The 22,606-nt window shown below is 69.0% G+C and carries 17 protein-coding genes; 8 read left to right on the top strand and 9 right to left on the bottom strand.

Annotated elements, in window-relative coordinates; genetic code table 11:
• Positions 1 to 19: 19 nt before the first annotated feature.
• From ligA to def, 3 genes are all read left to right on the top strand, one after another.
• Positions 20 to 2,104, top strand: a complete 2,085-nt coding sequence (gene ligA, locus VARPA_RS16065; RefSeq protein ID WP_013541637.1) for an NAD-dependent DNA ligase LigA — start codon at positions 20 to 22, stop codon at positions 2,102 to 2,104.
• 112 nt (positions 2,105 to 2,216) lie between these two features.
• Complete coding sequence (locus tag VARPA_RS16060) at positions 2,217 to 2,660, top strand: hypothetical protein (RefSeq protein ID WP_013541636.1); 444 nt, start codon at positions 2,217 to 2,219, stop codon at positions 2,658 to 2,660.
• Positions 2,661 to 2,693: 33 nt separating this feature from the next.
• Positions 2,694 to 3,233 (top strand): peptide deformylase, encoded by a 540-nt coding sequence (def, locus tag VARPA_RS16055; protein WP_013541635.1) that lies wholly within the window; start codon positions 2,694 to 2,696, stop codon positions 3,231 to 3,233.
• 17 nt (positions 3,234 to 3,250) lie between these two features.
• Here the strand turns inward: def and VARPA_RS16050 are convergent, their stop codons facing one another.
• Complete coding sequence (locus VARPA_RS16050; RefSeq protein WP_013541634.1) at positions 3,251 to 3,640, bottom strand: DoxX family protein; 390 nt, start codon at positions 3,638 to 3,640, stop codon at positions 3,251 to 3,253.
• Positions 3,641 to 3,795: 155 nt separating this feature from the next.
• Here VARPA_RS16050 and VARPA_RS16045 point away from each other — a divergent pair, with 155 nt between their 5' ends.
• Genes VARPA_RS16045 through VARPA_RS16035 form a run of 3 tightly spaced genes read left to right on the top strand, consistent with a single transcriptional unit; the run spans position 3,796 to position 6,880 of the window.
• Positions 3,796 to 4,830, top strand: coding sequence for an amino acid ABC transporter substrate-binding protein (locus VARPA_RS16045; protein WP_013541633.1), 1,035 nt, complete (start codon positions 3,796 to 3,798; stop codon positions 4,828 to 4,830).
• Positions 4,827 to 5,825, top strand: coding sequence for an amino acid ABC transporter permease (locus tag VARPA_RS16040; RefSeq protein ID WP_013541632.1), 999 nt, complete (start codon positions 4,827 to 4,829; stop codon positions 5,823 to 5,825). The genes VARPA_RS16045 and VARPA_RS16040 overlap by 4 nt, the downstream gene beginning before the upstream one ends.
• Positions 5,822 to 6,880 (top strand): amino acid ABC transporter permease, encoded by a 1,059-nt coding sequence (locus VARPA_RS16035; RefSeq protein ID WP_013541631.1) that lies wholly within the window; start codon positions 5,822 to 5,824, stop codon positions 6,878 to 6,880. The genes VARPA_RS16040 and VARPA_RS16035 overlap by 4 nt, the downstream gene beginning before the upstream one ends.
• Positions 6,881 to 6,898: 18 nt before the next feature.
• Here the strand turns inward: VARPA_RS16035 and VARPA_RS16030 are convergent, their stop codons facing one another.
• From VARPA_RS16030 to VARPA_RS16020, 3 genes are read right to left on the bottom strand one after another with little or no spacing between them, the layout of a single operon-like run.
• Positions 6,899 to 7,297, bottom strand: a complete 399-nt coding sequence (locus VARPA_RS16030) for a PPC domain-containing DNA-binding protein (RefSeq protein ID WP_013541630.1) — start codon at positions 7,295 to 7,297, stop codon at positions 6,899 to 6,901.
• A gap of 17 nt (positions 7,298 to 7,314) precedes the next feature.
• Positions 7,315 to 8,967, bottom strand: a complete 1,653-nt coding sequence (gene pgm, locus VARPA_RS16025; protein WP_013541629.1) for a phosphoglucomutase (alpha-D-glucose-1,6-bisphosphate-dependent) — start codon at positions 8,965 to 8,967, stop codon at positions 7,315 to 7,317.
• Positions 8,964 to 9,647, bottom strand: a complete 684-nt coding sequence (locus tag VARPA_RS16020; protein ID WP_041943693.1) for an HAD family hydrolase — start codon at positions 9,645 to 9,647, stop codon at positions 8,964 to 8,966. Before VARPA_RS16020 ends, pgm begins: the two co-directional genes overlap by 4 nt.
• 182 nt (positions 9,648 to 9,829) lie before the next feature.
• Between VARPA_RS16020 and VARPA_RS16015 the strand changes: the two genes are divergently transcribed.
• Together VARPA_RS16015 and VARPA_RS16010 are read left to right on the top strand one after the other, a co-directional pair.
• Complete coding sequence (locus tag VARPA_RS16015) at positions 9,830 to 10,162, top strand: hypothetical protein (protein WP_234974754.1); 333 nt, start codon at positions 9,830 to 9,832, stop codon at positions 10,160 to 10,162.
• Positions 10,163 to 10,326: 164 nt separating this feature from the next.
• On the top strand, positions 10,327 to 11,733 hold the full coding sequence (locus VARPA_RS16010; RefSeq protein WP_013541626.1) for a putative bifunctional diguanylate cyclase/phosphodiesterase: 1,407 nt from the start codon (positions 10,327 to 10,329) through the stop codon (positions 11,731 to 11,733).
• Here VARPA_RS16010 and VARPA_RS16005 read toward each other — a convergent pair.
• The 5 genes from VARPA_RS16005 to bcsQ are packed head-to-tail and all read right to left on the bottom strand — an operon-like array spanning position 11,715 to position 22,606.
• Positions 11,715 to 16,064 carry a cellulose biosynthesis protein BcsC gene (locus VARPA_RS16005; RefSeq protein WP_013541625.1) on the bottom strand — a complete coding sequence of 1,450 codons (4,350 nt, stop codon included), beginning with the start codon at positions 16,062 to 16,064 and terminating at the stop codon, positions 11,715 to 11,717. The two genes, VARPA_RS16010 and VARPA_RS16005, sit on opposite strands and share 19 nt — an antisense overlap.
• On the bottom strand, positions 16,040 to 17,278 hold the full coding sequence (gene bcsZ / locus VARPA_RS16000) for a cellulose synthase complex periplasmic endoglucanase BcsZ (protein ID WP_013541624.1): 1,239 nt from the start codon (positions 17,276 to 17,278) through the stop codon (positions 16,040 to 16,042). Before bcsZ ends, VARPA_RS16005 begins: the two co-directional genes overlap by 25 nt.
• A 14-nt stretch (positions 17,279 to 17,292) precedes the next feature.
• Positions 17,293 to 19,605 (bottom strand): cellulose biosynthesis cyclic di-GMP-binding regulatory protein BcsB, encoded by a 2,313-nt coding sequence (gene bcsB, locus VARPA_RS15995; RefSeq protein WP_013541623.1) that lies wholly within the window; start codon positions 19,603 to 19,605, stop codon positions 17,293 to 17,295.
• Positions 19,602 to 21,791 carry a UDP-forming cellulose synthase catalytic subunit gene (gene bcsA, locus VARPA_RS15990; protein WP_013541622.1) on the bottom strand — a complete coding sequence of 730 codons (2,190 nt, stop codon included), beginning with the start codon at positions 21,789 to 21,791 and terminating at the stop codon, positions 19,602 to 19,604. Before bcsA ends, bcsB begins: the two co-directional genes overlap by 4 nt.
• The gene (gene bcsQ / locus VARPA_RS15985; protein ID WP_013541621.1) at positions 21,788 to 22,606 is read right to left on the bottom strand and encodes a cellulose biosynthesis protein BcsQ; all 819 of its coding nucleotides are present in this window, start codon (positions 22,604 to 22,606) and stop codon (positions 21,788 to 21,790) included. Before bcsQ ends, bcsA begins: the two co-directional genes overlap by 4 nt.

Raw genomic sequence — 22,606 nt, 5'->3', positions numbered from 1 at the left:
ACCTTCGGGAGACACCCACATGACGACGCGCGACGAAGCGGCACGCGAAGCCGCCGCACTGAGCGAACAGCTTCACAAGCACGCCCACCTCTATTACGTGCTCGACGCGCCCGAGCTGCCCGACGCCGAGTACGACAAGCTCTTCCAGCGACTGCAGGCCCTGGAGACTGAATTTCCCGAGCTGCGCACGCCCGATTCGCCGACGCAGCGCGTGGGCGGCAAGGTGCTCGACGGTTTCACCAAGGTGCGCCACAAGGTGCCGATGCTGTCGATCCGTACCGAGACCGACATCACGCCGGGCGGCGCCAGTGCCTTCGATGCGCGTGTGCGCAAGGAGTTGGGCCTGGCCGAGGACGGTCCGCAGGTGTCATATGTGTGCGAGCTCAAGTTCGACGGCCTCGCCATGAACCTGCGCTACGAAGACGGCGTGCTGGTGCAGGCGGCGACGCGCGGCGACGGCGAGGTCGGCGAAGACGTCACGCAGAACATCCGCACGGTGCGCGAAATTCCGCTGCGGCTCAGCGGCAAGGCGCCGCCCGTGGTCGAGGTGCGCGGCGAGGTCTACATGAAGCGTGCCGATTTCGACGCGCTCAACGAACGCCAGCGCGAGAAGATCGCGGCCGGCCAGAAGAACGAGAAGATCTTCGTGAATCCGCGCAATGCGGCGGCCGGCGCGGTGCGGCAACTCGATCCGGCGATTGCCGCGGCGCGGCCGCTGAGCTTCTTCGCGTACGGCCTGGGCGAAGTCACGCCGGCCGCAGAAGGCGGGCCGGATTGCCCGACCCAGTTCGACTGGCTGCAGCAGTTCCATGCCTGGGGTTTTCCGGTGGCCACGCAGACCGCGCGGGCGACCGGTGCCATCGAGCTGATCGCGTTCCACGAGAACATCGGCCGGCAGCGCGATGCCTTGCCTTACGACATCGACGGCGTGGTCTACAAGGTCGACAGCATCGAACTGCAGCGGCAACTGGGCTTTGTATCGCGCGAGCCGCGCTGGGCCGTGGCACATAAATACCCGGCGCAGGAGCAGCTGACCGACGTGCTCGGCATCGAGATCCAGGTCGGCCGCACCGGCAAGCTCACGCCGGTGGCCAAGCTCGCGCCGGTGTTCGTCGGCGGCGTGACCGTGACCAACGCCACGCTGCACAACGAGGACGAGGCCCGCCGCAAGGACGTGCGCGTGGGTGACACGGTCATCGTGCGGCGTGCCGGAGACGTGATTCCCGAAGTGGTCGGCGTGGTGCCCGAGAGCCTCGCCAAGCCAGAGGGCGAACGCGGCCCGGTCTTCACCATGCCTCACAAGTGCCCCGTGTGCGGCTCGGAAGCCGTGCGCGAAGAGGAAGAGGTCGATTACCGCTGCACCGGCGGGCTGTTCTGCGCGGCGCAGCGCAAGGAGGCCATCCTGCACTTCGCGGCGCGGCGCGCGGTCGATGTCGACGGGCTGGGCGACAGGCTGGTCGAGCAACTGGTGGATGCCAACCTCATCCGCACCTTGCCCGATCTCTACAAGCTCGGATTCACCACGCTCGCGGGGCTGGACCGCATGGCCGAGAAGTCAGCCAAGAATCTGGTCGACGCACTCGAAGCGTCCAAGAAAACCACGCTGCCGCGCTTCCTGTTCGGGCTGGGTATCCGGCACGTGGGCGAAAGCACGGCGAAGGACCTGGCCAAGCATTTCGGCAAGCTCGACGCCATCATGGACGCGACCGAACAGCAGCTGCTCGAGGTCAACGACGTGGGGCCGGTGGTGGCGCAGAGCCTTCGCACCTTCTTCGACCAGCCGCACAACCGCGAGGTCGTCGAGCAACTGCGCGCCTGCGGGCTGACCTGGGAAGAGGGCGAGCCCGCAGCTCGCGCGCCCAAGCCTTTGGCGGGCCTGACCTTCGTGATCACCGGCACCCTTCCTACGCTGGGCCGCGACGAGGCGAAGGATAAATTGGAGGCAGCCGGGGCCAAGGTCGCCGGCTCCGTCAGCAAGAAGACCCATTACCTCGTGGCCGGCGAAGAAGCCGGCAGCAAGCTCGACAAGGCCCGGGAAATCGGGGTGGCGGTGATCGACGAGGCGCGTATGCTGGAGATTCTCGAGAACGGCATCACGGAATGAGAGCGCCACCGGCGGCCTCTTTACCGGCCGTTACCTAGCTTCATCGGAGCGCAGTCAACAGGGTCTACAACCTGGCGTTGAAAGACAACTGAAGGCCAACAAGGAGCCCCTCATGCAAAAAATTCGCGTTCTTGGTGCCAGCATTGCCCTCGGTGGCGTTGCGCTGCTGACGGGCTGCGTTGCGGTTCCCGGCGATCCGTACTACTCGGGTGGCTACTCGGACCCTTACTATTCGGATCCTGTCGTCGTTCAGCCGGCACCCGTCTACATCCAGGGCGGGGGCTACTACGATGGAGGCCGCTACTACGACCGGCGTCCCTATTACGGCCGGCCAGGCTACCCAGGCGTTCGACCCGGCTATCCGGCGGTTCGCCCCGGCGGGCCGCGTCCTGGCTGGGGCGGCGGTGGCCGCCCACCGGGCGGCGGAGCGATCGTGCCGCCCACGGGCAACACGGGCGTGTCGCCGCTGCCGCAGTATCGCCCGCAGCAGCCGCGCGGCGCGGCAAGGCTTTGGTCTTCGCCGGACTCGAAGAACAATCCCGGCGGCATCCCCTGAGCGCGGCCTCGAAGCCATCGCGATAATCCCGCGATGGCCATTCGCGAAATACTCAAGATGGGCGACCCCCGGCTCCTGCGCATCGCGCAGCCGGTCGCCGCTTTCGACACCGACGAACTGCACCTCCTGGTGCGCGACATGTTCGAGACCATGCATGCGGTCAATGGCGCCGGCCTCGCGGCCCCGCAGATCGGCGTGGACCAGCAACTCGTGATCTTCGGCACCGACATCGTCAACCCCCGCTATCCCGACGCGCCGCCAGTGCCCCGCACCGTGCTGCTGAACCCCGTCATCACGCCCATCGGCGAGGACGAGGAAGAGGGCTGGGAAGGGTGTCTGTCGGTGCCGGGCCTGCGCGGCGTGGTGCCGCGCTTCGCCAACATCCGCTATACCGGCTTCGATCCGTACGGCGACCCTATCGACCGGGTGGCCAGCGGTTTTCATGCGCGCGTGGTGCAGCATGAAGTCGATCACCTGCTGGGCAAGCTGTACCCGATGCGGGTGCGCGACTTTTCGCGCTTCGGCTACACCGAGGTCCTGTTTCCGGGACTCGATGCAGCCGATGACGACTGAAGCCTAAGCCGTCGCGCTTACTTGTTGCTGAGGCCGAAGCGGCCGCCGCCCGTGAAGGCCAGCGAGATCGCCGCGAACAGGAACATGCCCTGCAGTTCCAGCGCCCAGCCGCCTTGGCCGTTGATCGCGCCGAGGTCCTTGCGGTGCACCAGCCAGATCGCCACCAGCATGTTGATCGCCACGATCACCGCGGCCGGTCGCGTGAACAGGCCGACGATCAGCAGCGCGGGCGCGAGGATCTCACCGACATAGACCCCGTACGCCAGGAACGCCGGCAGGCCGTGCGAGGCCAGCATGCCGCCGATGCCATCGACGCCCTTGGTGACTTTGGACACGCCGTGCAGCAGGATGAGGATGCCCAGCGCGAGGCGCAGAACGAGCTTGCCGGTGTCGTCGGACTTGAACATTGTGTGATTCCTGTTCGGGAGAGTTGATAAAGGGCCGTATGGTATTGCGGTATTGGCGCTGCAAAGGGCATATGCATCCAACCGACCCGTCTTTGGCGCGGCCGCGCGACGCCCCGTACACTGGCTTTTGTTGTCTGTTGAGGAGAAACATCCCCATGAAAAATCGATTCCGCCCGGCGCTCATCGCCGCCGCATCCCTGGTCGCCTTTGCCACTGCCGCCCCGGCCTTTGCGGGCAAGACGCTCGATGCGGTCAAGCAACGCGGCACCGTCAAGTGCGGCGTGACCAACGGCGTGGCGGGCTTCTCCGCCCCTGACACGCAGGGCAACTGGTCGGGCCTGGATGTCGACACCTGCCGTGCCATTGCCGCGGCCGTGCTCGGCGATGCGAAGAAGGTCGACTTCGTGCCCCTCAATTCGCAGCAGCGCTTCTCGGCCCTGCAGGCCGGCGAGATCGACATCCTCGCGCGCAACACCACCTGGACGCTCACGCGCGACGCCTCGCTCGGCTTCAACTTCACCACCATCACCTATTACGACGGTCAGGGCTTCCTGGTGCCGAAGAAGCTCAAGGTGACGAGCGCCAAGCAGCTTAAAAACGCCACCATCTGCACGCAGTCGGGCACCACCAACGAGAAGAACGTCTCCGACTACTTCCGCGCGCAGAACATCCCGGTGAAGACCGTCGTCTTCGAGAGCTTCGAAGCCTCGTTCAAGGCCTTCTTCTCGGGCCGCTGCCAGGCCTTTACCACCGACGCTTCGGCGCTCGCGGGCCTGCGCAACAAGGAAGCGCCGAACCCCGACGACTACATCATCCTGCCCGAGCTGATCTCCAAGGAACCGCTCGCGCCGCTGGTGCGCCGCGGCGACGACGAGTGGTTCGCCATCGCCAAGTGGGTGCCCAACGCGCTCATCGAGGCGGAAGAAGCGGGCGTCACGCAGGCCAACGCCGACGAACTCAAGGCCAGCAGCAAAGACCCGGCGCAGCAGCGCCTGGTCGGCACTGGTGAAGACCTGGGCAAGCTGCTGGGCCTGGACAAGGACTGGTCGTTCCGCGCGATCAAGGCCGTGGGCAACTACGGCGAGGTGTTCGAGCGCAACGTCGGACCGAAGTCGGTGCTCAAGCTGCCGCGCGGCTCCAACAACTTGTGGAGCAAGGGCGGCCTGATCTACGCACCACCGGTTCGATGAGCCGGGGGGCCTCGCGCCGCGGCGCCTGGCTGGCCTGGACCGTCCAGGCGCTGCTGGTGCTGGCCGTCGTGGCCGGCGCCTTCTGGGTGGTGCATCACGCGCTCGACGTGCTGCGCGCACGCGGCGTTCGATCCGGCTTCGACTTTCTCACCGAGCCCGCGGGCTTCTCGATCAGCGAGGGCTGGCTCGATTTCGACGCCAGCCAGCCGTTCTGGCGCGCTTTTCTCGCGGGCCTCGTCAACACGGTGCGGGCGGCGGTGCCGGCAGCGATTTTCTCGGTCGTCCTCGGCACGCTCATCGGCATCGGCCGGCTCGCGCCGCACGTGCTGATGCGCGGCATCTGCACCGCCTACGTCGAACTGCTGCGCAACGTGCCGCTGCTGGTGCAATTGCTGATGCTGGCCTTCGCGATGGCGAACCTGCTGCCTGATCCGACCGAACCCGTGCGGCTGCTGCCGGGCGTGTGGCTCAGCAAAGGCGGGCTCAGCGTGCCCTGGCCCGTGGCGGGCGAGGGCGGCTGGTGGCCGACGCATTTCGAATGGCCCGAGCGCGGCGATTTCGGCGTGAGCGGCGGCGCAGCGCTGAGCCCCGAGTACGTGACCATCGTCGCGGGCCTGTCGTTCTATTCGGCCGCGTTCGTCGCGGAGATCGTGCGGGCCGGCATCCTCTCGGTCTCGCAGGGGCAGGTGCTGGCGGGGCAGGCACTGGGGTTGTCGTCGGTGCAGCAACTGCGCATCGTGATCCTGCCGCAGGCGCTGAGGGTGATCGTGCCCTCGCTCACCAACCAGTTGCTCAGCCTCGTCAAGAATTCGTCGCTCGCGGTGGCCGTGGGCTATCCGGAGCTGGTGTCGGTCGCCAACACCACCATCGGCTCGAACGGCCGAGCCTTCGAGTGCATCGCGATCATCATGGCGGTGTACCTGCTGCTGTCGCTCGTGATTTCCTTCGGCATGAACCGCTACAACGCGCGCGTCGCATTGCGGGGGTGGCGATGAGGAATGTTGCGCAAGGCCCGATTGCTTGGCGCAGCGAACTCTGGGGTTCGCCGCTGCGCGCGCTGGCGACGGTGTTGCTGATCGCGGTGCTCGCGTGGATCGGTTTTCATATCTTCGAATGGGCCGTGGTGCATGCGGTGTTTCGCGCCGATGCCGAGGCCTGCCGCGCGGTGCAGCATGGCGCCTGCTGGGGCGTGGTGGCCGAGAAATGGCGGCCGATGCTGTTCGGCCGCTTCCCTTACGAAGAGCAATGGCGCCCCGCCATCGCAGTGGTCGTGCTCTCCGCCGTCACCGTGCTGAGTGCGTGGCCGCGCAGCTGGCGCTGGTGGCTGGTGCCGCTGTGGGTCGTGGCGCTGGTGCTGTTCGTGTTGCTGATGCGCGGCGGCGTCATGGGGCTGAGCCATGTGCCGACCAGCCGCTGGGGCGGCCTGCCGCTCACCATCGGGTTGGCGGTGGTCGGACTGGCGCTGGCCTTTCCGCTCGCGCTGCTGCTCGCGCTGGGCCGTCGTTCGGGCTGGCCGGTGGTCCGCACGCTGAGCGCGAGCTACATCGAGCTGGTGCGCGGCGTGCCGCTGATCTCTGTGCTGTTCATGGCCTCGTTCCTGCTGCCGCTGCTGTGGCCGGCGGGCTGGCAGCCCGACGTGCTGGTGCGCGTGCTCGCGGGCCTCACGCTGTTCGTCGCTGCCTACCTGGCCGAGATCATCAGGGGCGGCCTGCAGGCCGTGCCGCGCGGACAGACCGAGGTGGCGATGGCGCTGGGCTTCGGGCGCTGGCCGGTGCAGCGCGACATCGTGCTGCCGCAGGCGCTGCGCCTCGTCGTGCCGGCGCTGACCAACAGCGTCGTCGGCACGCTGAAGGACACCTCACTCGTCACCGTCGTGGGCCTCTTCGAGCTGACCGGCGCGCTGGGCCTTGCGCTCGGCGGCGATCCGATCTGGCGGCCGTTCTACCTCGAGGGCTATCTCTTCATCGCCGCCGTGTACTGGGTGCTGTGCTTCGGGCTCTCGCGCTACAGCGTGTGGCTGGAGCGCAGGCTGGCGAGCGCGCCGACCTGAACAGGCATCGGCGCGGACTCAGGCTTTGAGACGCGGCACCAGTTCAGGGTAGCCAGTTGCCGGGTCGTGCTCGCGGGCGAAGCGCCATTCGGGCAGCCAGGCGATCAGGATTTCAGCGGTGGTGCGCACGATGCAACCCGGTGCGACATGCCCGCCGCGCACCTGGCCCACCGCATCCGACACGCTGATGTGCAGATGAGCACCATCCGGCGAAAGCGTGCCGGACAGCGTGAGGATTTCAAGATCGCCATCGAGCACCGCAGCGCTTTCCACACCGGCATACCGGATGCGCGCACCGCGGAGGCTGCCGATGCCGGAGACCACGAAAGCAGCTTCAGCGCCACGCGCCTCGAGCGCCGCATCGAGCGCGCCGCGCAGGTCATCGCCCGGGTTCAATCGCAGCGCGTGCGCTTCCATGGCCGGCTGCTTCTCCCTCAGCTCGACAGCGCCTTGTCCACCAGCTGCTGCGCCTCTTCAAGAATGCGCGCGAGGTGCTCCGCACCCTTGAAGCTCTCGCCGTAGACCTTGTAGATGTTCTCCGTGCCCGAGGGCCGCGCCGCGAACCAGCCGTTGGCGGTGACGACCTTCACGCCGCCGATGGCCGCGCCGTTGCCGGGCGCATGGCTCAGCACGGCCTCGATCTTGTCGCCCGCCAGTTCGGTCGAACTGACTTGCTGCGGCGACAGGTTCGACAGCTTCTTCTTCTGCTCGACCGTCGCTGCCGCATCCACGCGGTCGGACACCGGCTGTCCGAGCGCCTGCGTCAGCTCCGCATAGCGTTCGCCCGGATTGCGCCCGGTGCGTGCGGCAATCTCGGCCGAAAGCAGGGCGGGCACCATGCCATCCTTGTCGGTGGTCCACGCCGAGCCGTCGTGGCGCAGGAAGGTGGCGCCGGCGCTTTCTTCGCCACCGAAGCCCAGCGATCCCTCGACGAGCCCATCGACGAACCACTTGAAGCCCACCGGCACTTCGTAGAGCTTCCGCCCGAGCCGGGCCGTGACGCGGTCGATCATCTGGCTGCTCACCACCGTCTTGCCGACTGCCGCACCCGCCGGCCAATGCGGGCGGTGCGTGTAGAGGTAGTCGATCATCACCGCGAGGTAGCTGTTCGGCTGCATCAGGCCCGCGCTCTGCGTGACGACGCCATGGCGGTCGTGGTCGGTGTCGCAGGCGAAGGCGATGCCGAAGCGGTCCTTCAGCGCGATCAGCTTGTGCATCGCGTCGGGCGACGACGGGTCCATGCGGATGCGGCCGTCCCAGTCGAGCGACATGAAGCGGAAGGTCGGGTCGACCTCCTGGTTCAGAACGGTGAGACGGTCGAGCTTGTAGCGCTCGGCGATGGCCGGCCAGTAGTGCACGCCGGCGCCGCCGAGCGGGTCGACGCCGAGGTCGATCTGCACGCCGCGGATCGCGTCCATGTCGAGCACCTGCGCGAGGTCTTCGACGTAGGTGTTCAGGTAGTCGTGCCGATGCGTGGTCGAAGCCTTCAGCGCCTGCGCGAGCGGCATGCGCTTCACGCCTTCGAGCCCGTTCGCCAGCATCTTGTTGGCCGCAGCTTCGACGGCGGAGGTGATGTCGGTGCCGGCGGGGCCGCCGTTCGGCGGGTTGTACTTGAAGCCGCCGCTCTCGGGCGGATTGTGCGAAGGCGTGATGACGATGCCGTCGGCCAACCCTGTCGTGCGGCCGCGGTTGTAGACCAGGATCGCATGCGACACGGCGGGCGTCGGCGTGTACTCGTCGTCCTTTGACAGCATCAGCTCGACGCCGTTGGCCGCCAGCACTTCGACGGCGCTGCTGAAGGCGGGCGTGGAAAGCGCATGCGTGTCGATGCCGAGGAACAGCGGGCCGTCGATGCCTTTCTGCTTGCGGTAGTCGCAGATCGCCTGGCTGATCGCCAGCACGTGCCATTCGTTGAACGCGTCGTCGAACGACGAGCCGCGGTGGCCCGAGGTGCCGAAGGCCACGCGCTGCGCGGGGACCGATGGATCGGGCCGGCCCGTGTAGTACGCCGAGATCAGGCGCGGCACGTTCACCAGCAGTTCGAGGGGAGCGGGTTTGCCCGCGAGGGGATTGGTTTTTTGACTCATGTCTTGGGTGCCCAGTCGTCGATTTGAATGAGGTCGCCGATGCGTTCGATGGTGATGTCGGCGGGCGCGTAGGCGGCAATGGCCTGTTCGTCGAGCGCGTAATGGCCTTGCCGCACGAAGACGGTGGTGAGCCGCGGCCCCCAGATCGCCTTCATGGCCGAGAGCAGGCGCAGCTTGTCGTCGACCATCACGTAATGCGCCGCGGGGTGGCACTCCTCGATGGTGTCGAGCATCTGCTCCTTGTGCACGTAGATCAGCACGCGGCCCTCGACCGCATCCCACAGGCCCGAGCGCTGCACCTTGCGCGGCTGGAACACCACGTCGCCATCGGACAGGATCACCGTCGGGCCGTGGCGGCGCAGGTGCTTCAGCGCATCGAGCGCGCCGGGGTAGAGGCGGTCGGCAAACGGGTAGTCGATGAGAAAGCCCGACATCAACAGCAGCCGCGAATCGCTCATGCCGCGCTTGCTTTCCTCGGCCCGGTAGCGCTGCAATGCACCGAGGTAATCGACATAGCCGAGCTCGCTGCGCAATGTCTCGAAGGCGGTCCAGTAGCGGTTCGCGCTCTCGGTGCCGAAGGCTTCTTCGAGGTGGGCACGCAAGTCGCCGACGACGCCGTCGTTGTCGAGCAGGGTGTTGTCGACGTCGATCAGGAAAATGGTGCCGGGCTGCTGTGTCATGAAGGGGGTGCCCATCGGGCCTTGGCTGCATGCATCGCGTTCAGGATACGCCATCGAAAAGGCGTCGCCGATACGATCGTGAATTAGTTGATGCTTTGTGTTCGGCCGGATTAACCTGTAGACGGCATGTCGCTTTTGGCGACTAAGCTTTCGTCCAGTTCAAGGAGCAAGAAAGTATGCGCATGAAGAATGGTCGAAGCTGGTTATGCCTGTCGGTCGTGGCCCTGTTGGTGGCGGGCTGCGAAGCCCCGCCCAAGGACCGTCCGCTGACCTCGGAGGTGCCCGAGCCGCCCAGCTTCGCGCCGCCGCCGGAAACCTGCCAGGCCTCGGCCGTTCGCTTCGGGCTCGGCTTGCAGGCGACCCAGGCCCTGCTGCAGGAAATGATGCAGCGTGCGGGCGCCAAGACCGGCCGCACCGTGCCGGCGACGGAAACCGCGAGCACTGCGCAAGACCCCACGCGCCTCAACCTGCAGGTCGAACCCACGGGCCGGATCGTCGGCGCCTATTGCGGCTAGGCCGGAACTGGCCGTCGCCTGCCGGCCAGGAGTTCTTTCGTCGTAGGAAAAAATCCAGGGTTTTCGATCCGCACACGCGGCGGGCGAAAAATCCCTTGCCATCGGGGAAGCGGACAGGCTGAATCCGGAAAACACCAGCCTGCATTTTCCGGAGCCCGATTCACTTGCCGAACAAGCACGCTCAGGTTTCCCCGCCGCCGGACGAAGAGCTGAAGCGCCTTCCTCCCGACGAGGTTCTGTCTCCGCTCATCGACGATTGGGCGCGCGCGGGCAAGCGCCTGGCGATCGTCTGCGACATCGACCTCGACCGCTTCGCCGAAGTGAACCAACGCCTGGGCATGGCCGGCGGCAATGCCGCGCTGGTCGAGGCGGCTCGCCGGATCAAGGCCCAACTGCCGCGCGAATCGGTCATGGCGCGCATCGGCGGCGACGAGTTCGGCGCCGTCTTCGCCGGGCTCGGGTTTCCGCAATGCCACGAGGTGCTCGAGCGCATCCTCCTGGCGCTGGCCGAGCCTTGGGAATGGCGCGGTCTCACCGCGAACCTTGGAGGCAGCCTTGGCGCGCGGCTGATGGACAGCACCGGTCCGGCCCCCGAAATCGCGCTGCGCGATGCCCAGCATGCGGCCTTCTTCGCCAAGCGCGCAGCCGACGGCAAGGTGCATTACTTCGACGCGCCGCAGGCCAAGGCCGACGCGCAGGTCGTGCGCCAGCGCCAGCGCATCCAGGAAGGGCTGGCGCAAGACGAGTTCTTTCTCGAATACCAGCCCAAGGTCGACATGCGCCGCGGCGTCGTCGTGGGCGCGGAGGCGCTCATCCGCTGGCGGCATCCGGAGCGCGGGCTGCTGCAGCCCATTCATTTCGTGCCGCTGCTGGAGGATGAAATGCTCGCCGAGCAGGTCGGCCAGTGGGTCATCGGCACCGCGCTTCGGCAGCTCTACGACTGGCGCGAGGCGGGGCTTCGGATGTCGGTGAGCGTCAATGTGAGCCCGCTGCACATGATGCGCCACGACTTCGTCGACCGGCTCACCGAGCAGCTCGCGCAGTATCCGAAGCTCGGCGCCGGCGCGCTGGAACTGGAGATCCTGGAGACCACGGCGATCAGCCAGTTCGCCACGGTCGCCCGCTTCGTGGAGGCCTGCCGCGCGCTCGGCGTGGCGGTGGCCATCGACGACTTCGGCACCGGCTATTCGTCGCTCACCTACCTGCGCCAGTTGCCGGTGTCGTCGGTCAAGATCGACCAGTCCTTCATCCGAGAAATGCTCGACAGCGAGCCCGATCGCGCGATCGTCCAGGGCATCCTGCTGCTGCTGAAGGCGCTCGGGCGCACCGCGGTGGCAGAAGGCGTCGAGACCCTGGCCCACGGCGAGGCCTTGCTCGCCATGGGCTGCACGCTGGCCCAGGGCTACGGCATCGCCAAGCCGATGGCGGCCGATCTGATGCAGCGCTGGGTCGCCGAGTTCGAGCGTGCGCCGCCGTGGGGCCGCAAGGCGCCGCCCCAGGGCTCGCAGGCGGCGCCCACCGCGCCGGGCTCCGCGCCTTCAGCGCCGCCGCCTCAAAGCAGCGGCGTGTAGGGCGAGACCAGCGGGCGCAGCGTGGTGCCGCTCGGCACGCCCAGCGAGCTCGCGCCGTCGAACACGTAGCGGATGTACAGGCCGCCCGTGAGCTGGCGGTAGTTCTGCGCGTTGTTCAGCCCGATCGAGCCACCGAGGAACATCTTCGGGGCAAGCTGGTACTCGAGGATGGCGGCCAGGTTGTAGGCCAGGCCGGTCTTCGAGGTCTTCGGGTACATGCCGGTGAAGGGCGCACTGCTCAGCCCCAGCGAGGCGGCATAGGCGGCCGCGCTTCCCGCATCGCCCGCGCGCCGGCTGTCGGTCGGGAAGTAGGGCGACTCCTTCTGGGTGAACGACTGCACGCCCAGCGAGGCGTTCAGGCGCCACGACAGGCGGTCGCTGCGTCCGCTCCAGTCCACCGGGAAGGCCACGCTCACGAAGCTCTGCGGGCTGAAGTAGCCGCCTTGCCCGAAGGTGTAGTAGCTCAGGTTCTTGTCGTAGCCCATGAGCCCGAGGTTCATGCCCAGCGTGAGCTTGGAGTTCGGGTTGTTGACCAGGTGCAGGTAGGCGCCGCCGCCGGTCTCGAAGCGGCTGTTGCTCGCGACGTTCTTGCCGGTGATGCCGTGCATCGCGGCATAGCCGTAGACGCCGTAGGTGCCGTCGTCGTAGCCCAGGTCGCCGCGCACGCCGGTGGCGACCACGCCGCCCCAGCGCTCGTTGGTGCGCTGGTCCTTGGCGCCGGCGAACGACAGCAGGCTGTCGGTGACCGCGCGGCGGGACACATCGACCTTCGCGTTCCACGAGTCGCCGAACGAGCCCGCGTACGACACGTTGCCCACCACGTTGGTCTCGGGAAACCCGAGCGGCGTGGTGCCGATGCTCGCGCCGAAGTTCTTGCCTTCGTAGCCCACGCTCAGCCCGACGCCGGAGGCGTTCTGCTGGCCGGCGCTGGTGCCGTTCTGCAGGCCGGTGATCGCCGCGCCCGGGCCGCCGCCGAAGCGGCTGCCGGTGGGGTAGTCGGCGGAGGGCGTTCCGGCATCGAGCACCGTCGGCGTGACGCCCACGACGATCTTGCCTTCGCCGACCGGGAACCGCGCCTCGATGGGAATCTGGAAGTCCGAGAGCTGGCTGAGCCCGGCTTCGCCGGCGCGATTGCGATAGACGGTGCCGGCGGTCAGGCTGATGGAGCGCTGCGCCTGCAGCTCGCGCAGTTCGGCGGCCACCGGATCTGCGGGCGCCGCGGCGCGCAGCGGCGCGTTCCAGCCGGTGTTGCCTGCACCGGGAACCGGCAGCGGGGCGGCGCCCGCCTGGGGGTACGGGTAGGCGGGCGGATACGCCTGCGGATAGCTCCCGGGCTGCGGCGCCTGCGCATAGACCGGCGCGACCGGCTGCATGCCGGCAACGGGGTATTGCTGCGTTGCCGGCGGCGCGATATAGGCCGAAGCCTGCGGCGTGTTGCGGGCGGCGGCGTTGCGCGACGAAGCCGTGGCCGTCGCCGTGCGCCGGCCCTTGCTGTTCGCAGCCGGAGCCGGTGCCGGACCGGAGGCCCAGGGAAGCGCGCCTGGCGCCGCGCCCGCGACGGGATAGCCCGTGTTCGCGGGGGCGGCGGGATAGGCCGGATACGCGGGCGGCGCCGCGGGGTAGGCCGGTGCATAGGCCGGTGCAGCCGCATAGACCACCGGCTGCATGCGCGCCTGCGCAAAAGGATTGCCGGCCGCGCTGGGGTAAGCGCCGGGCGCGGCCGTGCCCGGGGCACCGCCCGTCATGCCCGCGAACGGATTCGCCGCGGGCAGCCCTCCCGGCGCAACGCCGGGCGCGAACCCAGTCGCGACGCGGCTGTCGGCGTCTACCGCGGCGCGCAGGTACTGCTCCGCCTTGCGGCTGTCGCCGGCATTCCGGTAGACGCGGCCGGCGGCGGCCAGCACGCGCGACTGGTCGGGCGCCTGCTTCAGCGCGGCCATCACGTAGTTCTCGGCCTCGCTGTGCTGGCGCAGCGCGCTGGCGCTGGCGGCCGCGGCGAGCAGGGCGTCCAGGTCGGTGGGGCTGCGTTGCAGCACGCGCTGGTAGAGCGCGAGCGCCTGGGTTTCGTCGCGCGCGGCGGAGTAGAGCCGCGCGAGCGCCGCCATTGCCCGCGGATCGTCCGGCCGCTCGGCCAGCACCGGCGCCATGGCGTTGTAGGCGGCCTCGAGGTTGCCGGCCTCGCGCAGCGCATCGGTCTGGCGCAGCGCGAAGGCGATGCGCAGGCTGTCGAAGTCGCTGCGCTGCGCGGCTGTCATGCCCGCGGGCTGCAGCTGCCGCAGCACCGCCGAGAGCTCCACGTCCTGCTTGGTCTTGAGCAGCACCGACGCATAGAGCAGCCGGTCGCCGATGCCCGGGTTGGGGCTGCGCGCGAGCAGCTGCCGGCTCATGGCGAGCGCGCGGGGCGCATCGCCGATCTCCGCATACGCGCCGGCCAGTTGGCCCCAGAGTTCGGCCGGCATGTCGCTGCTGAGCGCCGCCTCGGCCTGGCCGAGCACCTGTCGTGCCGCGTCCACCTGGCCCTGGCGGGCAAGCGCCTGCGCGCGCTGCGCCTGCGATTGCGCCCAGAGCCTGCGCTGCAGCGCCGCCATGTCGCGCGTCCGCGAGGCTGCGGGAATGCGCTCCAGGTACTGGATGCCGCCGGCCGCGTCGCCGCTCTCGGAGGCGAGCAGGGCGCTTGCATAAAGCGCATCGGGCATGTCGGGCTGCGACATCAGGAGGCCCTCCATCACGCCGCGCGCCTCGGCCACCAGGCCCTGGCGGCGGTAGATGTTGGCAAGGTCGAGCCGCACCCACGGGCTGTCGGGCGCGGCGAGCATCGCATCCTCGAGCGTGCGCTGCGCGCCGGGCGCATCGCCCGCATCGGCCTGCTGGCGGGCCTTGGCGCGCGCCTGCTCGACCTGGATGTCGCGCAGTCCGCTGAGCTGGCTGGCCTGTTCGGGCGTGAGCTGCCGGGCCAGCGCGAGCGCTTCGTCGGCGCGGCCCTGGCGACCGTACACGGCGATGAGGCCGCGCAAGGCCTGGGTGTCCGAGGGCTTGCTTTCGAGCACGCGCTTGTAGCCCTGTTCGGCCTGCGGCAGCTCGCCGGCGGCGGCGCGCAGGTCCGCCAGCGCGACCTGTCCGACGCTCTCGCGCGGATCGATGCGCACCGCGCGTTCGAGCAGCGACTGCGCGCCGCGCGCGTCGTTCTTCTCGCGCGCCGCGCGGGCCTGGCCGACCAGGCTCCAGTAGGTGGCGCTCTGCAGCGCCGAATTCCATTTGCTGCCGCCGGAGCCGCGCGCGGCACGTTCCAGCAGTTCCTGCGCTTCGCCGAAACGTTCCTGGCGCAGCCGCACCAGGCCGAGGCCGCCGAGCGCCTCGGGATCGTCGGCCTTGGTGCGCAGCGCCTGCTGGAAGCGCTGCTCTGCGGTGGCCGGGTCGCCGCGGTCCAGCGCCCGGAATCCTTCGCCGAGCGGCACGCCGGGCGAGGCGGCGGCCGCGGTCTTGCCGGAGGTCAGCGTCTCCAGGCGCGCCGACACCGCGGCGTCGTTCGGGTTGCTTGCCAGGTAGTCCTGGTAGAGCGGAATGTCGGGCGCGCGCGCATCGAGCCAGATGAGCGCCTGGCGCCAGCTCGTGCGCGCGGCCGTGCCCACGGTGGGTTGCCTGGCCAACTCGACCAGGCTGCGGATGCCTTCGCGCCGCGTCGATTCGCTGTAGGTGCGCAGTTGCGCGAGCGCGAGCTTGTAGTTGGCGTTGTCCGGATGGTCCTTCACCAGCTGCTCGATGCCCTTGCGCGCTTCGTCGGCACCTTGCGGCGTGCTGCTCAGCACCTGGTAGTACTCCAGCGCCAGGGCCTCGGGCGGCGGGCGGTTGTCGAACTGGCTGCGATAGAGCTCGACCGCTTCCGCGCCGCGGCCCGCGCGCGCCGCCGCGCGTGCGCGTTGCAGCGTGCTGCCCTGGCCGGGTTGCTGGGCCTGCTGCTGCAGGCGCGCGAGGCGGCTGTCGTTCGGGTGCGCGGCGCGCAGCCGCGAGATCCAGCTGCGCGCCGGCTCGGCATTGCCGCGCGACAGCTCGACCTGCGCCATGCCGTACATGGCATCGGCCGATTGCGGATCGACCCGCAGCAGCTTGCGCCAGCTCTCTTCCGCGAGGTCCGCGCGGCCCTGCGTCTGCCAGTAGTTGCCCTGCTCGACGAGTGCGGCGCTGGCATCCGCCTGTGCCCGCGCGGGATTGCTCGCGCAAACGGCTGCAAGCAGGCCGAGGCATGCCATCCACTGCGAGGCGGGAATGCGGCCCGGGCCGCGTCGCAGCCAGGGTGGACACAGCGGCTTCATGCCGCTCGGGTGGGTCGACATAGCAGTCTCCATGAGGTTTGCAACTGGCCGCTGCGATCGAATTCGTAGCGGCCGTCCAGCCAGGCCTGTCCGAAGATCGACAGCACCTGCTCGTAATAAGGCATCGGAGGCATCGGAGCGCCCGTAGCCGCCGCCGATGGAATTTCGGCGCGTCCGCCCGGGAGCCGGGCCGACTCGGTGGCCAGCACATCGGGCAGAGCCTGCGCTTTCAGATAAGGCAGCAGCGCGCCGGCGAAACCGACCGGCCCGGTGCCGCGCCCGGCACCGGTGGCGGTGTCCACCGATTCGGGCATCGGGCGATGCTCCGCAACCAGTTGGCGCGGGCCGTTCAGGCGCTGCATCAATGCCTTGTGTTCCGGCGCCCTGGGCGACAGCATGCCGGCCCAGAGATAGACGCGAATGGCGTCGTAGCTGCCGACGGTGCCCTTCTCGGGATCGGCGACGAAGGCATTGGCCGTCTGCGACCAGCCGCACCAGTCGGGCGCGAAGCCCTTGAGTGCGACGGCGTCGAGCAGGCGCAGGGTGTTGTCCGCCACTTCGCGCCACGGTCCGCGCGGATCGGCATGGTGGAAGTACTGCAGCAACTGCAGCGGCATGTAGCTCGGGTTGAGTCGCCAGACCGGACCGCTCGCCACCGACGCGGGCCAGGGCAGCAGCATGCGGCCGAGCCCGGGGAGCGCCACCACTTCGTCGCGCACCACCAGCGCCAGCAGGCTGCGCCCGAGCTTCGCGTAGCGCGGCTCGTTCCAGAGCCGGCCGGCTTCCATGAGCGCATAGGCGATCCACAGGTCGGCATCGGAGGCGGCATTCGCATCGAGCACGCCCCATCCGCCGTCGGGCTTCTTGCCCCATTGCCAGGCCGGCAGGTTGCTGGCCAGGCTGCCCTGCGCGAGGTTGGCTTCGGTCCAGGCGAGCACGCGCGCGAAGGTCGGCTTGTCGTTGTGGACCAGCGCGAAGAAGAGGCTGTACGACTGCCCCTCGGAGGTCGACTGCTGCTGCGGCGTGTTGAAGTCGATCACGCGCCCGTCGCGCTGGATGTGGCGCGCGGCGAACGCGGCCCAGTCGGACGCCGGATGGCACGCCGCGGCCGGCGGCGCCGCGAAGGCCGGGCGCGACGCCGCCCAGCCCAGCGCCGCCGCGGCGAGCAGCGGCCGCCTGCCGATGCGCGTGCCGATGCACGTGTCGATGGATGGCGGCGATGCGGCGGTTGGCATGGCGGGGACCGCTTTCAACGCAGGCGGCGCCGTGCGCGCAATTGCAGGCTGGCGAAGGCCACCGCCGCGCCCAGAAGGGCCAGCGCCACCACCAGCCCGGCGAGCAGCAGCGGGCTGCGCGACAGGTTCCACTGCAGCCAGGCCATCGGCGGCAGGCGGCCGACGTAATAGGTGTCCTCGCCGAGCACGCTGTGCACCTGCGTGTCGCGCACGATGGCCATGCTGCCCTGGATGCGCTTGAGCCGCTCGGGCGTCATCAGCGCGCTCAGCAGCGCTTCCTTCGAGGCCGGATTGGTGACGGCGGCGATCACGCTGCGACCGCTGCGCAGCGGCGATTCGAAGCCCGCGAGCACCGCGTCGCGGCCGTCCTCGCTCACCGCGATCTGCATGCCGCCGGCCAGGTCTTCGCGCTTGCGCGCGCCGATGACGAAGTCGATGGCGGTGTCCAGCCAGCTGCCGAGCTTCAGTTGCGGCGAAGTGCCGTTGCGCTGCAGCGGCATCTTCGCCGCCCATTGCGCGAAGAGCGGCTGGTTCTGCAGGTTGCCGATCACCAGCAGGTCCTTGTCGGCCCACTGCGACACCTCGGCGGCGCGGCCCACCTTCACGCGCAGCGCGGGGTAGCCGGTGGCATGCCCGATCTGGCCGAGCAGGCCCAGGTAGGTTTCGGTGTCCGCGGGATCGGCCTGGTCCGGCAGGATGACCGCGGTTTCGGAGAGGTCGGCCATGCGCGAGAACGGGAAGCCGCCGTTGGCGTAGGCCGCCAGGTCGGGCATCGCGATGTAGTGCGGGAACCCCGACACGTCGATCTTCGAGGTCGGGTCGATCGCGCCGCGCACGTTGTCCAGCAGCGGCTGGCAGCGTCCGCCCGAAGGCTCGAAGTAGTAGTGCATGCGCAGCTGGCTGCGCGGGCCCAGCGCGAGCGGCGGCAGCATGACCTGCCGGTTCTCGGCCACCGTGCCGTCGGGCATCACCTTCACGGCCAGCGGGTTCCACCAGCGGTCGCCCGCCGGGTTCGCCGAGCGCAGCGGCAGCGCGCCGATGAAGTTGTCGTCGACGTTCAGGTTGAGCGTCGACTGGTCGGGCCGCACGCGCGGCGTGTAGCGGTATTGCAGGTCGAGCGGAATGCCGCGGCTGCGCCAGGTGAAAAGGTCGGGCGGCAGCTGCAGGTTCACGCGCACCACGTCGGGCGTGTAGCCCGACACCGAAAGCCCGGCGGCGTCGGTGAGCTCGCCCAGTTGCAGCGGACGGTCGCTCGGCACCCAGCGCGGCGCATCGTAGGGCTTGCGCGGCGGCGGTTCCTGGAACGCGGCGATGCTGCTGCGATCGCCCGAGAACGCGCGGCTGTTCAGCGCCAGCGCGGCCGCGGCAGTGCGCAGCTCGGCCGGATCGCGGCCCATCACCAGCAGCAGCTTGGAGGCCGGGTCCTGCGGATGGTCCACGACCGCCAGCGCCGGCCCCTGGATGGACGGCAGCGAAAGGTTCGGGATCTGGGTGTCGGGCAGCACGAAGACCACGGCATGCCCGGCGGGCAGCTCGCCTCGCGTGACCGGGAAAGTGGCGCCGCGGTAGTCCGCCAGCGCCCCGAACCACGAGGAGACGATGCCGGCCGCCTCGAGCAGCGGCGGCGACTCGGCGCCCCCGAACACGAAGGGGATGCGGGCGCGCCGCACGTCGCGGCGGTCGAAGAAGGGCTGCGGCAGCGTGGCCAGGTCGTTGGTGAGCTTGAGCGGCGACACCGTCAGCTTGAGCGTGCTCGACGCGTCGATGCGCGCCCAGAGGCTGGTGTGGGCCGGGTCCTCGCATTCGCGCGTGTAGTGCCCGACCAACTCGACGTTGATGCGGTTGAACTCGGTGATCAGGCGCCGGTCGATCGGGATGTCCTGCGTCTGCGGCTTGCCGGCCTCCGCGCGGTTCACCGGCAGCGTGGCGACGAGCACGTCGTTGACCGTGACCTTCAGGTGCGAGAGCTCGGGAATGAGCGAAGGCGAGTAGGCGTAGTTCAGCTTGAGCGACGCGGCAGTGACCAGCTCGTCGGCGCGCACGTTGAACGGAATGCCGATGGTGCCGCTGATGCCGCGCAGCTGCACCGCGTAGTCGATGCCCAGCTGCGTGAGGTTGAGTTCGCGGACCGCACCGCCGGGTGCGGCGGCGGCCGCCGGAATGGCCGGCCGGGCCTGGGTTTGGGGCTGAAGTTGGAGCTGGGGCTGCGCCCACGCGCCGCCCGTTGTTGCGGCGGCCAGGGCGAACGCCAGCACGGTGGCTCCGCGGTTCGGCGCCGGGCGCAGGGCAGGTGCATCGCGGCCGGGCGCTTGCAGGGAGGTCGTCACACGGGTTCCTTCGCTTCGACGGGCGGCTTCGACGACGAAGCCGCGGTGGGGCGCAGCCGGGAGGTGGCGGCGCGGTAGTAATGGGAGAACATGTTGCGAAAGCCGGTCCCGCTGATGCTCACGATGTGGCCGAGCACCCGGTGGATGCCCTGCCGCGGGTGGATGCCCCACCGCGCGGCCCAGATGTCGGCGCGCGCCGTCGTGCATTGCACCAGCGCGCGTTCCTGGGCGAGGGTCATCGGGGCGAAGTGAAGGCCGACGCGCCGCCCTTTGCTGAAACGCACGGTGGTGGCAAAGCGCGACTCGGCTTCGCCGCGGTAGAGCGCCACCACGACGTTCGCGTCCTGCGCAAGCTGCATGTCGGCCGGCAGCTCCACGCCCAGGCCACCGGCGGAGAAGTCGGACGTGGTGCAGCGCACCGAATGCCCATCCGCGAAGTACAGGGTGGCCGGCACCTGCAGCGCCACGCGGGGCGCGCCCCGCACCTGGCGCGACTCGTTGGCCGCCGCCACGCAGGCGCCCAGGATCATCAGGTTGTAGAAGGTCCACGCCAGGTTGAGCCACACGGTGGCGATGTTCTGCGGATCGACCCAGGTCAGCCGCCACAGGCCCGCGCCCACGCCCAGGAAGTTCAGCAGCAGCAGCACCAGGCTGGGCTTGGCGATCAGGGTGTCGAAGAACTCCTCGCGCACCAGGCCGCCCTTGGCCGTCACGTTGAAGCTGCCCAGCTTGGGGTTGATCAGCGCCACCAGCGTGGGCCGGAAGATGTACCAGGCCAGCACCGCCTCGTAGACCTCGTTCCACAGCAGGTAGCGAAAGCGTCCCTGGATGCGGCTGTTGGTGAGGTTCGCATGCAGGATGTGCGGCAGCGCGAACGCAAAGATCATCGAGGCCGAGGCGTGGATCACGCTTGCACCGAAGAACAGGTAGGCCAGCGGCGCGGTGAGATAGATCAGGCGCGGCAGGCCATACAGGAAATGCAGCATCGCATTCAGGTAGCACAGCCGCTGCGCCCAGTGCAGCCCGCGACCGAAGAGCGGGTTGTCGATGCGGAAGATCTGCGCCATGCCCCGCGCCCAGCGGATGCGCTGGCCCACGTGGCTCGAGAGGCTCTCGGTGGCCAGGCCGGCCGCCTGCGGCAGCGCGAGATAAGCGGTGTTGTAGCCGCGGCGATGCATCTTGAGGGCGGTGTGCGCGTCTTCGGTCACGGTTTCCACCGCGACGCCGCCGACCTCCTCGACGATGGTGCGCCGGAGCACCGCGCACGAACCGCAGAAGAAAGTGGCGTTCCAGAGGTCGTTGCCGTCCTGGATGAGCCCGTAGAACAGCTCGCCTTCGTTGGGCACGGTGCCGAAGGTGTCCAGGTTGCGCTCGAACGGGTCGGGCGAGAAGAAATAGTGGGGCAGCTGCACCATGCCCAGCTTCGGGTCGCGGCCGAACCAGCCCATGGCGATCTGCATGAACGAGCGCGTCGGGATGTGGTCGCAATCGAAGATCGCGACGAACTCGCCGGTGGTGTTCTTCAGCGCCGCATTGATGTTGCCGGCCTTCGCATGGCGGTTGTTGTCGCGCGTGACGTGGGTCACGCCGACCTCTTCGCAGAACACGCGGAATTCCTCGCGCCGGCCGTCGTCCAGCACGAAGATCTTGATCTTGTCGCGCGGCCAGTCGATCGACTGGGCCGCCAGCACCGTGGGCCGCACCACCGATATCGGCTCGTTGTAGGTCGGAATGAAGAGGTCGATGGTCGGCCACAGCGCCGTGTCTTCGGGCAGCGGCACCGGCTTGCGCTCCAGCGGCCAGGCGGTTTGCACATAGCCCAGCAGCAGCACCACGAAGGCGTAGAGCTCGGCCATCAGCAGGCCCGCGCCCAGCACCAGGTCCAGCGGGTTGTCCATGTACATCGTCTCGGTCACCCGCCAGTAGGTGTAGCGCGAGGACACGACGACCGACAGCACGATCATCACCAGCCCGGCGAAGCGGCCCTGGAAGCGGTTCGCCACCAGCGCCGCCACGAAGATGCCGACCGAGAGCACCAGCTGCTGCTCGAAGGTCATCGGCGCGATGATCAGCGCCGGCAGCACGGCCAGCGCGGTGAGCCAGCCGGCCAGGCGCACCGGCCACAGGCGCAGGAAACCGGGCGCTTCGCGGGGCACGTACCCGGAGTTGCCGGTATTGCTTTTCATCGGGGCGTTTCCTGGCGCAGCGGCGAGGCGTGCGCGGATGAGGGTGAAGGCGCGGGGGCTGCGAGGCGCGCGAGGAGCCGGTCGGCGATCACCGAGACGTCTTCGGCCGCCTGGCTCATGGGTGCGTAGCGCTGCACCGGCAGGGCGGAGGCGAGCGCCTCGGACACCGAGGCGTCCAGGTGCAGCACGCCCAGCAGCTCGGGCTGCAGGCGCGCGCGCAGCACCGCCAGGACGTCGTGGTTCAGCCGCTGGCCGGGATCGACCTGGTTGATGACATAGGCGCTGCCGCGGTAATCCGCACGGGACCGGCAGTACTTGTCGACCATTCGCTCGACGATCGGCAGCGTGGCGAACGAGCCCGCATCGGCCAGCACCGCGATCACGCAGAGGTCGGCTGCGCGCAGGGCCTGCTGCAGGTAGACGGTGGGGCCGGGCGGGGTGTCGACGACCACCAGCATGTCGGCCGGCAGCCCGAAGCGCGCGAGCGTGTCGGCCAGCCAGCCGGGATGGCGCGAGAGGTCGTGCTCGAAGCCGATCTGCCGCTCGTCGTCGACCGTGCCAAAGGGCAAGAGCACCACGCCGCCATGCGCGGGGCGCATCGCCTGCGTCCAGGGCAACTGGCCGCTCGCCGCGGCGACCAGGCCTTCTTCGCAGCCGCGCGGATCGTTCGCCAGATGGAAGCGCAGCGCATTCTGCGGATCGAGGTCGATGGCCAGCACCTGGCGTCCTCGTGCTGCGAGGGTCGTGGCCAGGTTCGCGGCAACCGTTGTCTTGCCGACGCCGCCCTTGGAGGAAATGACAGGAACGACAACCAT

The sequence above is a fragment of the Variovorax paradoxus EPS genome (genome assembly GCF_000184745.1).
GTDB classification, from domain to species: domain Bacteria; phylum Pseudomonadota; class Gammaproteobacteria; order Burkholderiales; family Burkholderiaceae_C; genus Variovorax; species Variovorax paradoxus_C.
This window is presented reverse-complemented; position numbering and strand designations above follow the sequence as displayed.

Bases quoted from the DNA above. Each gene is read 5' to 3' on its own strand.
- VARPA_RS16040 (WP_013541632.1), top strand. From the start codon at position 4,827: ATGAGCCGGGGGGCCTCGCGCCGCGGCGCCTGGCTGGCCTGGACCGTC.
- VARPA_RS16050 (WP_013541634.1), bottom strand. From the start codon at position 3,640: ATGTTCAAGTCCGACGACACCGGCAAGCTCGTTCTGCGCCTCGCGCTG.
- pgm (WP_013541629.1), bottom strand. From the start codon at position 8,967: ATGAGTCAAAAAACCAATCCCCTCGCGGGCAAACCCGCTCCCCTCGAA.
- VARPA_RS16045 (WP_013541633.1), top strand. From the start codon at position 3,796: ATGAAAAATCGATTCCGCCCGGCGCTCATCGCCGCCGCATCCCTGGTC.
- VARPA_RS16060 (WP_013541636.1), top strand. From the start codon at position 2,217: ATGCAAAAAATTCGCGTTCTTGGTGCCAGCATTGCCCTCGGTGGCGTT.
- bcsQ (WP_013541621.1), bottom strand. From the start codon at position 22,606: ATGGTTGTCGTTCCTGTCATTTCCTCCAAGGGCGGCGTCGGCAAGACA.
- VARPA_RS16020 (WP_041943693.1), bottom strand. From the start codon at position 9,647: ATGACACAGCAGCCCGGCACCATTTTCCTGATCGACGTCGACAACACC.
- bcsZ (WP_013541624.1), bottom strand. From the start codon at position 17,278: ATGCCAACCGCCGCATCGCCGCCATCCATCGACACGTGCATCGGCACG.
- def (WP_013541635.1), top strand. From the start codon at position 2,694: ATGGCCATTCGCGAAATACTCAAGATGGGCGACCCCCGGCTCCTGCGC.
- VARPA_RS16035 (WP_013541631.1), top strand. From the start codon at position 5,822: ATGAGGAATGTTGCGCAAGGCCCGATTGCTTGGCGCAGCGAACTCTGG.
- ligA (WP_013541637.1), top strand. From the start codon at position 20: ATGACGACGCGCGACGAAGCGGCACGCGAAGCCGCCGCACTGAGCGAA.
- VARPA_RS16030 (WP_013541630.1), bottom strand. From the start codon at position 7,297: ATGGAAGCGCACGCGCTGCGATTGAACCCGGGCGATGACCTGCGCGGC.
- bcsA (WP_013541622.1), bottom strand. From the start codon at position 21,791: ATGAAAAGCAATACCGGCAACTCCGGGTACGTGCCCCGCGAAGCGCCC.
- VARPA_RS16005 (WP_013541625.1), bottom strand. From the start codon at position 16,064: ATGTCGACCCACCCGAGCGGCATGAAGCCGCTGTGTCCACCCTGGCTG.
- VARPA_RS16015 (WP_234974754.1), top strand. From the start codon at position 9,830: ATGAAGAATGGTCGAAGCTGGTTATGCCTGTCGGTCGTGGCCCTGTTG.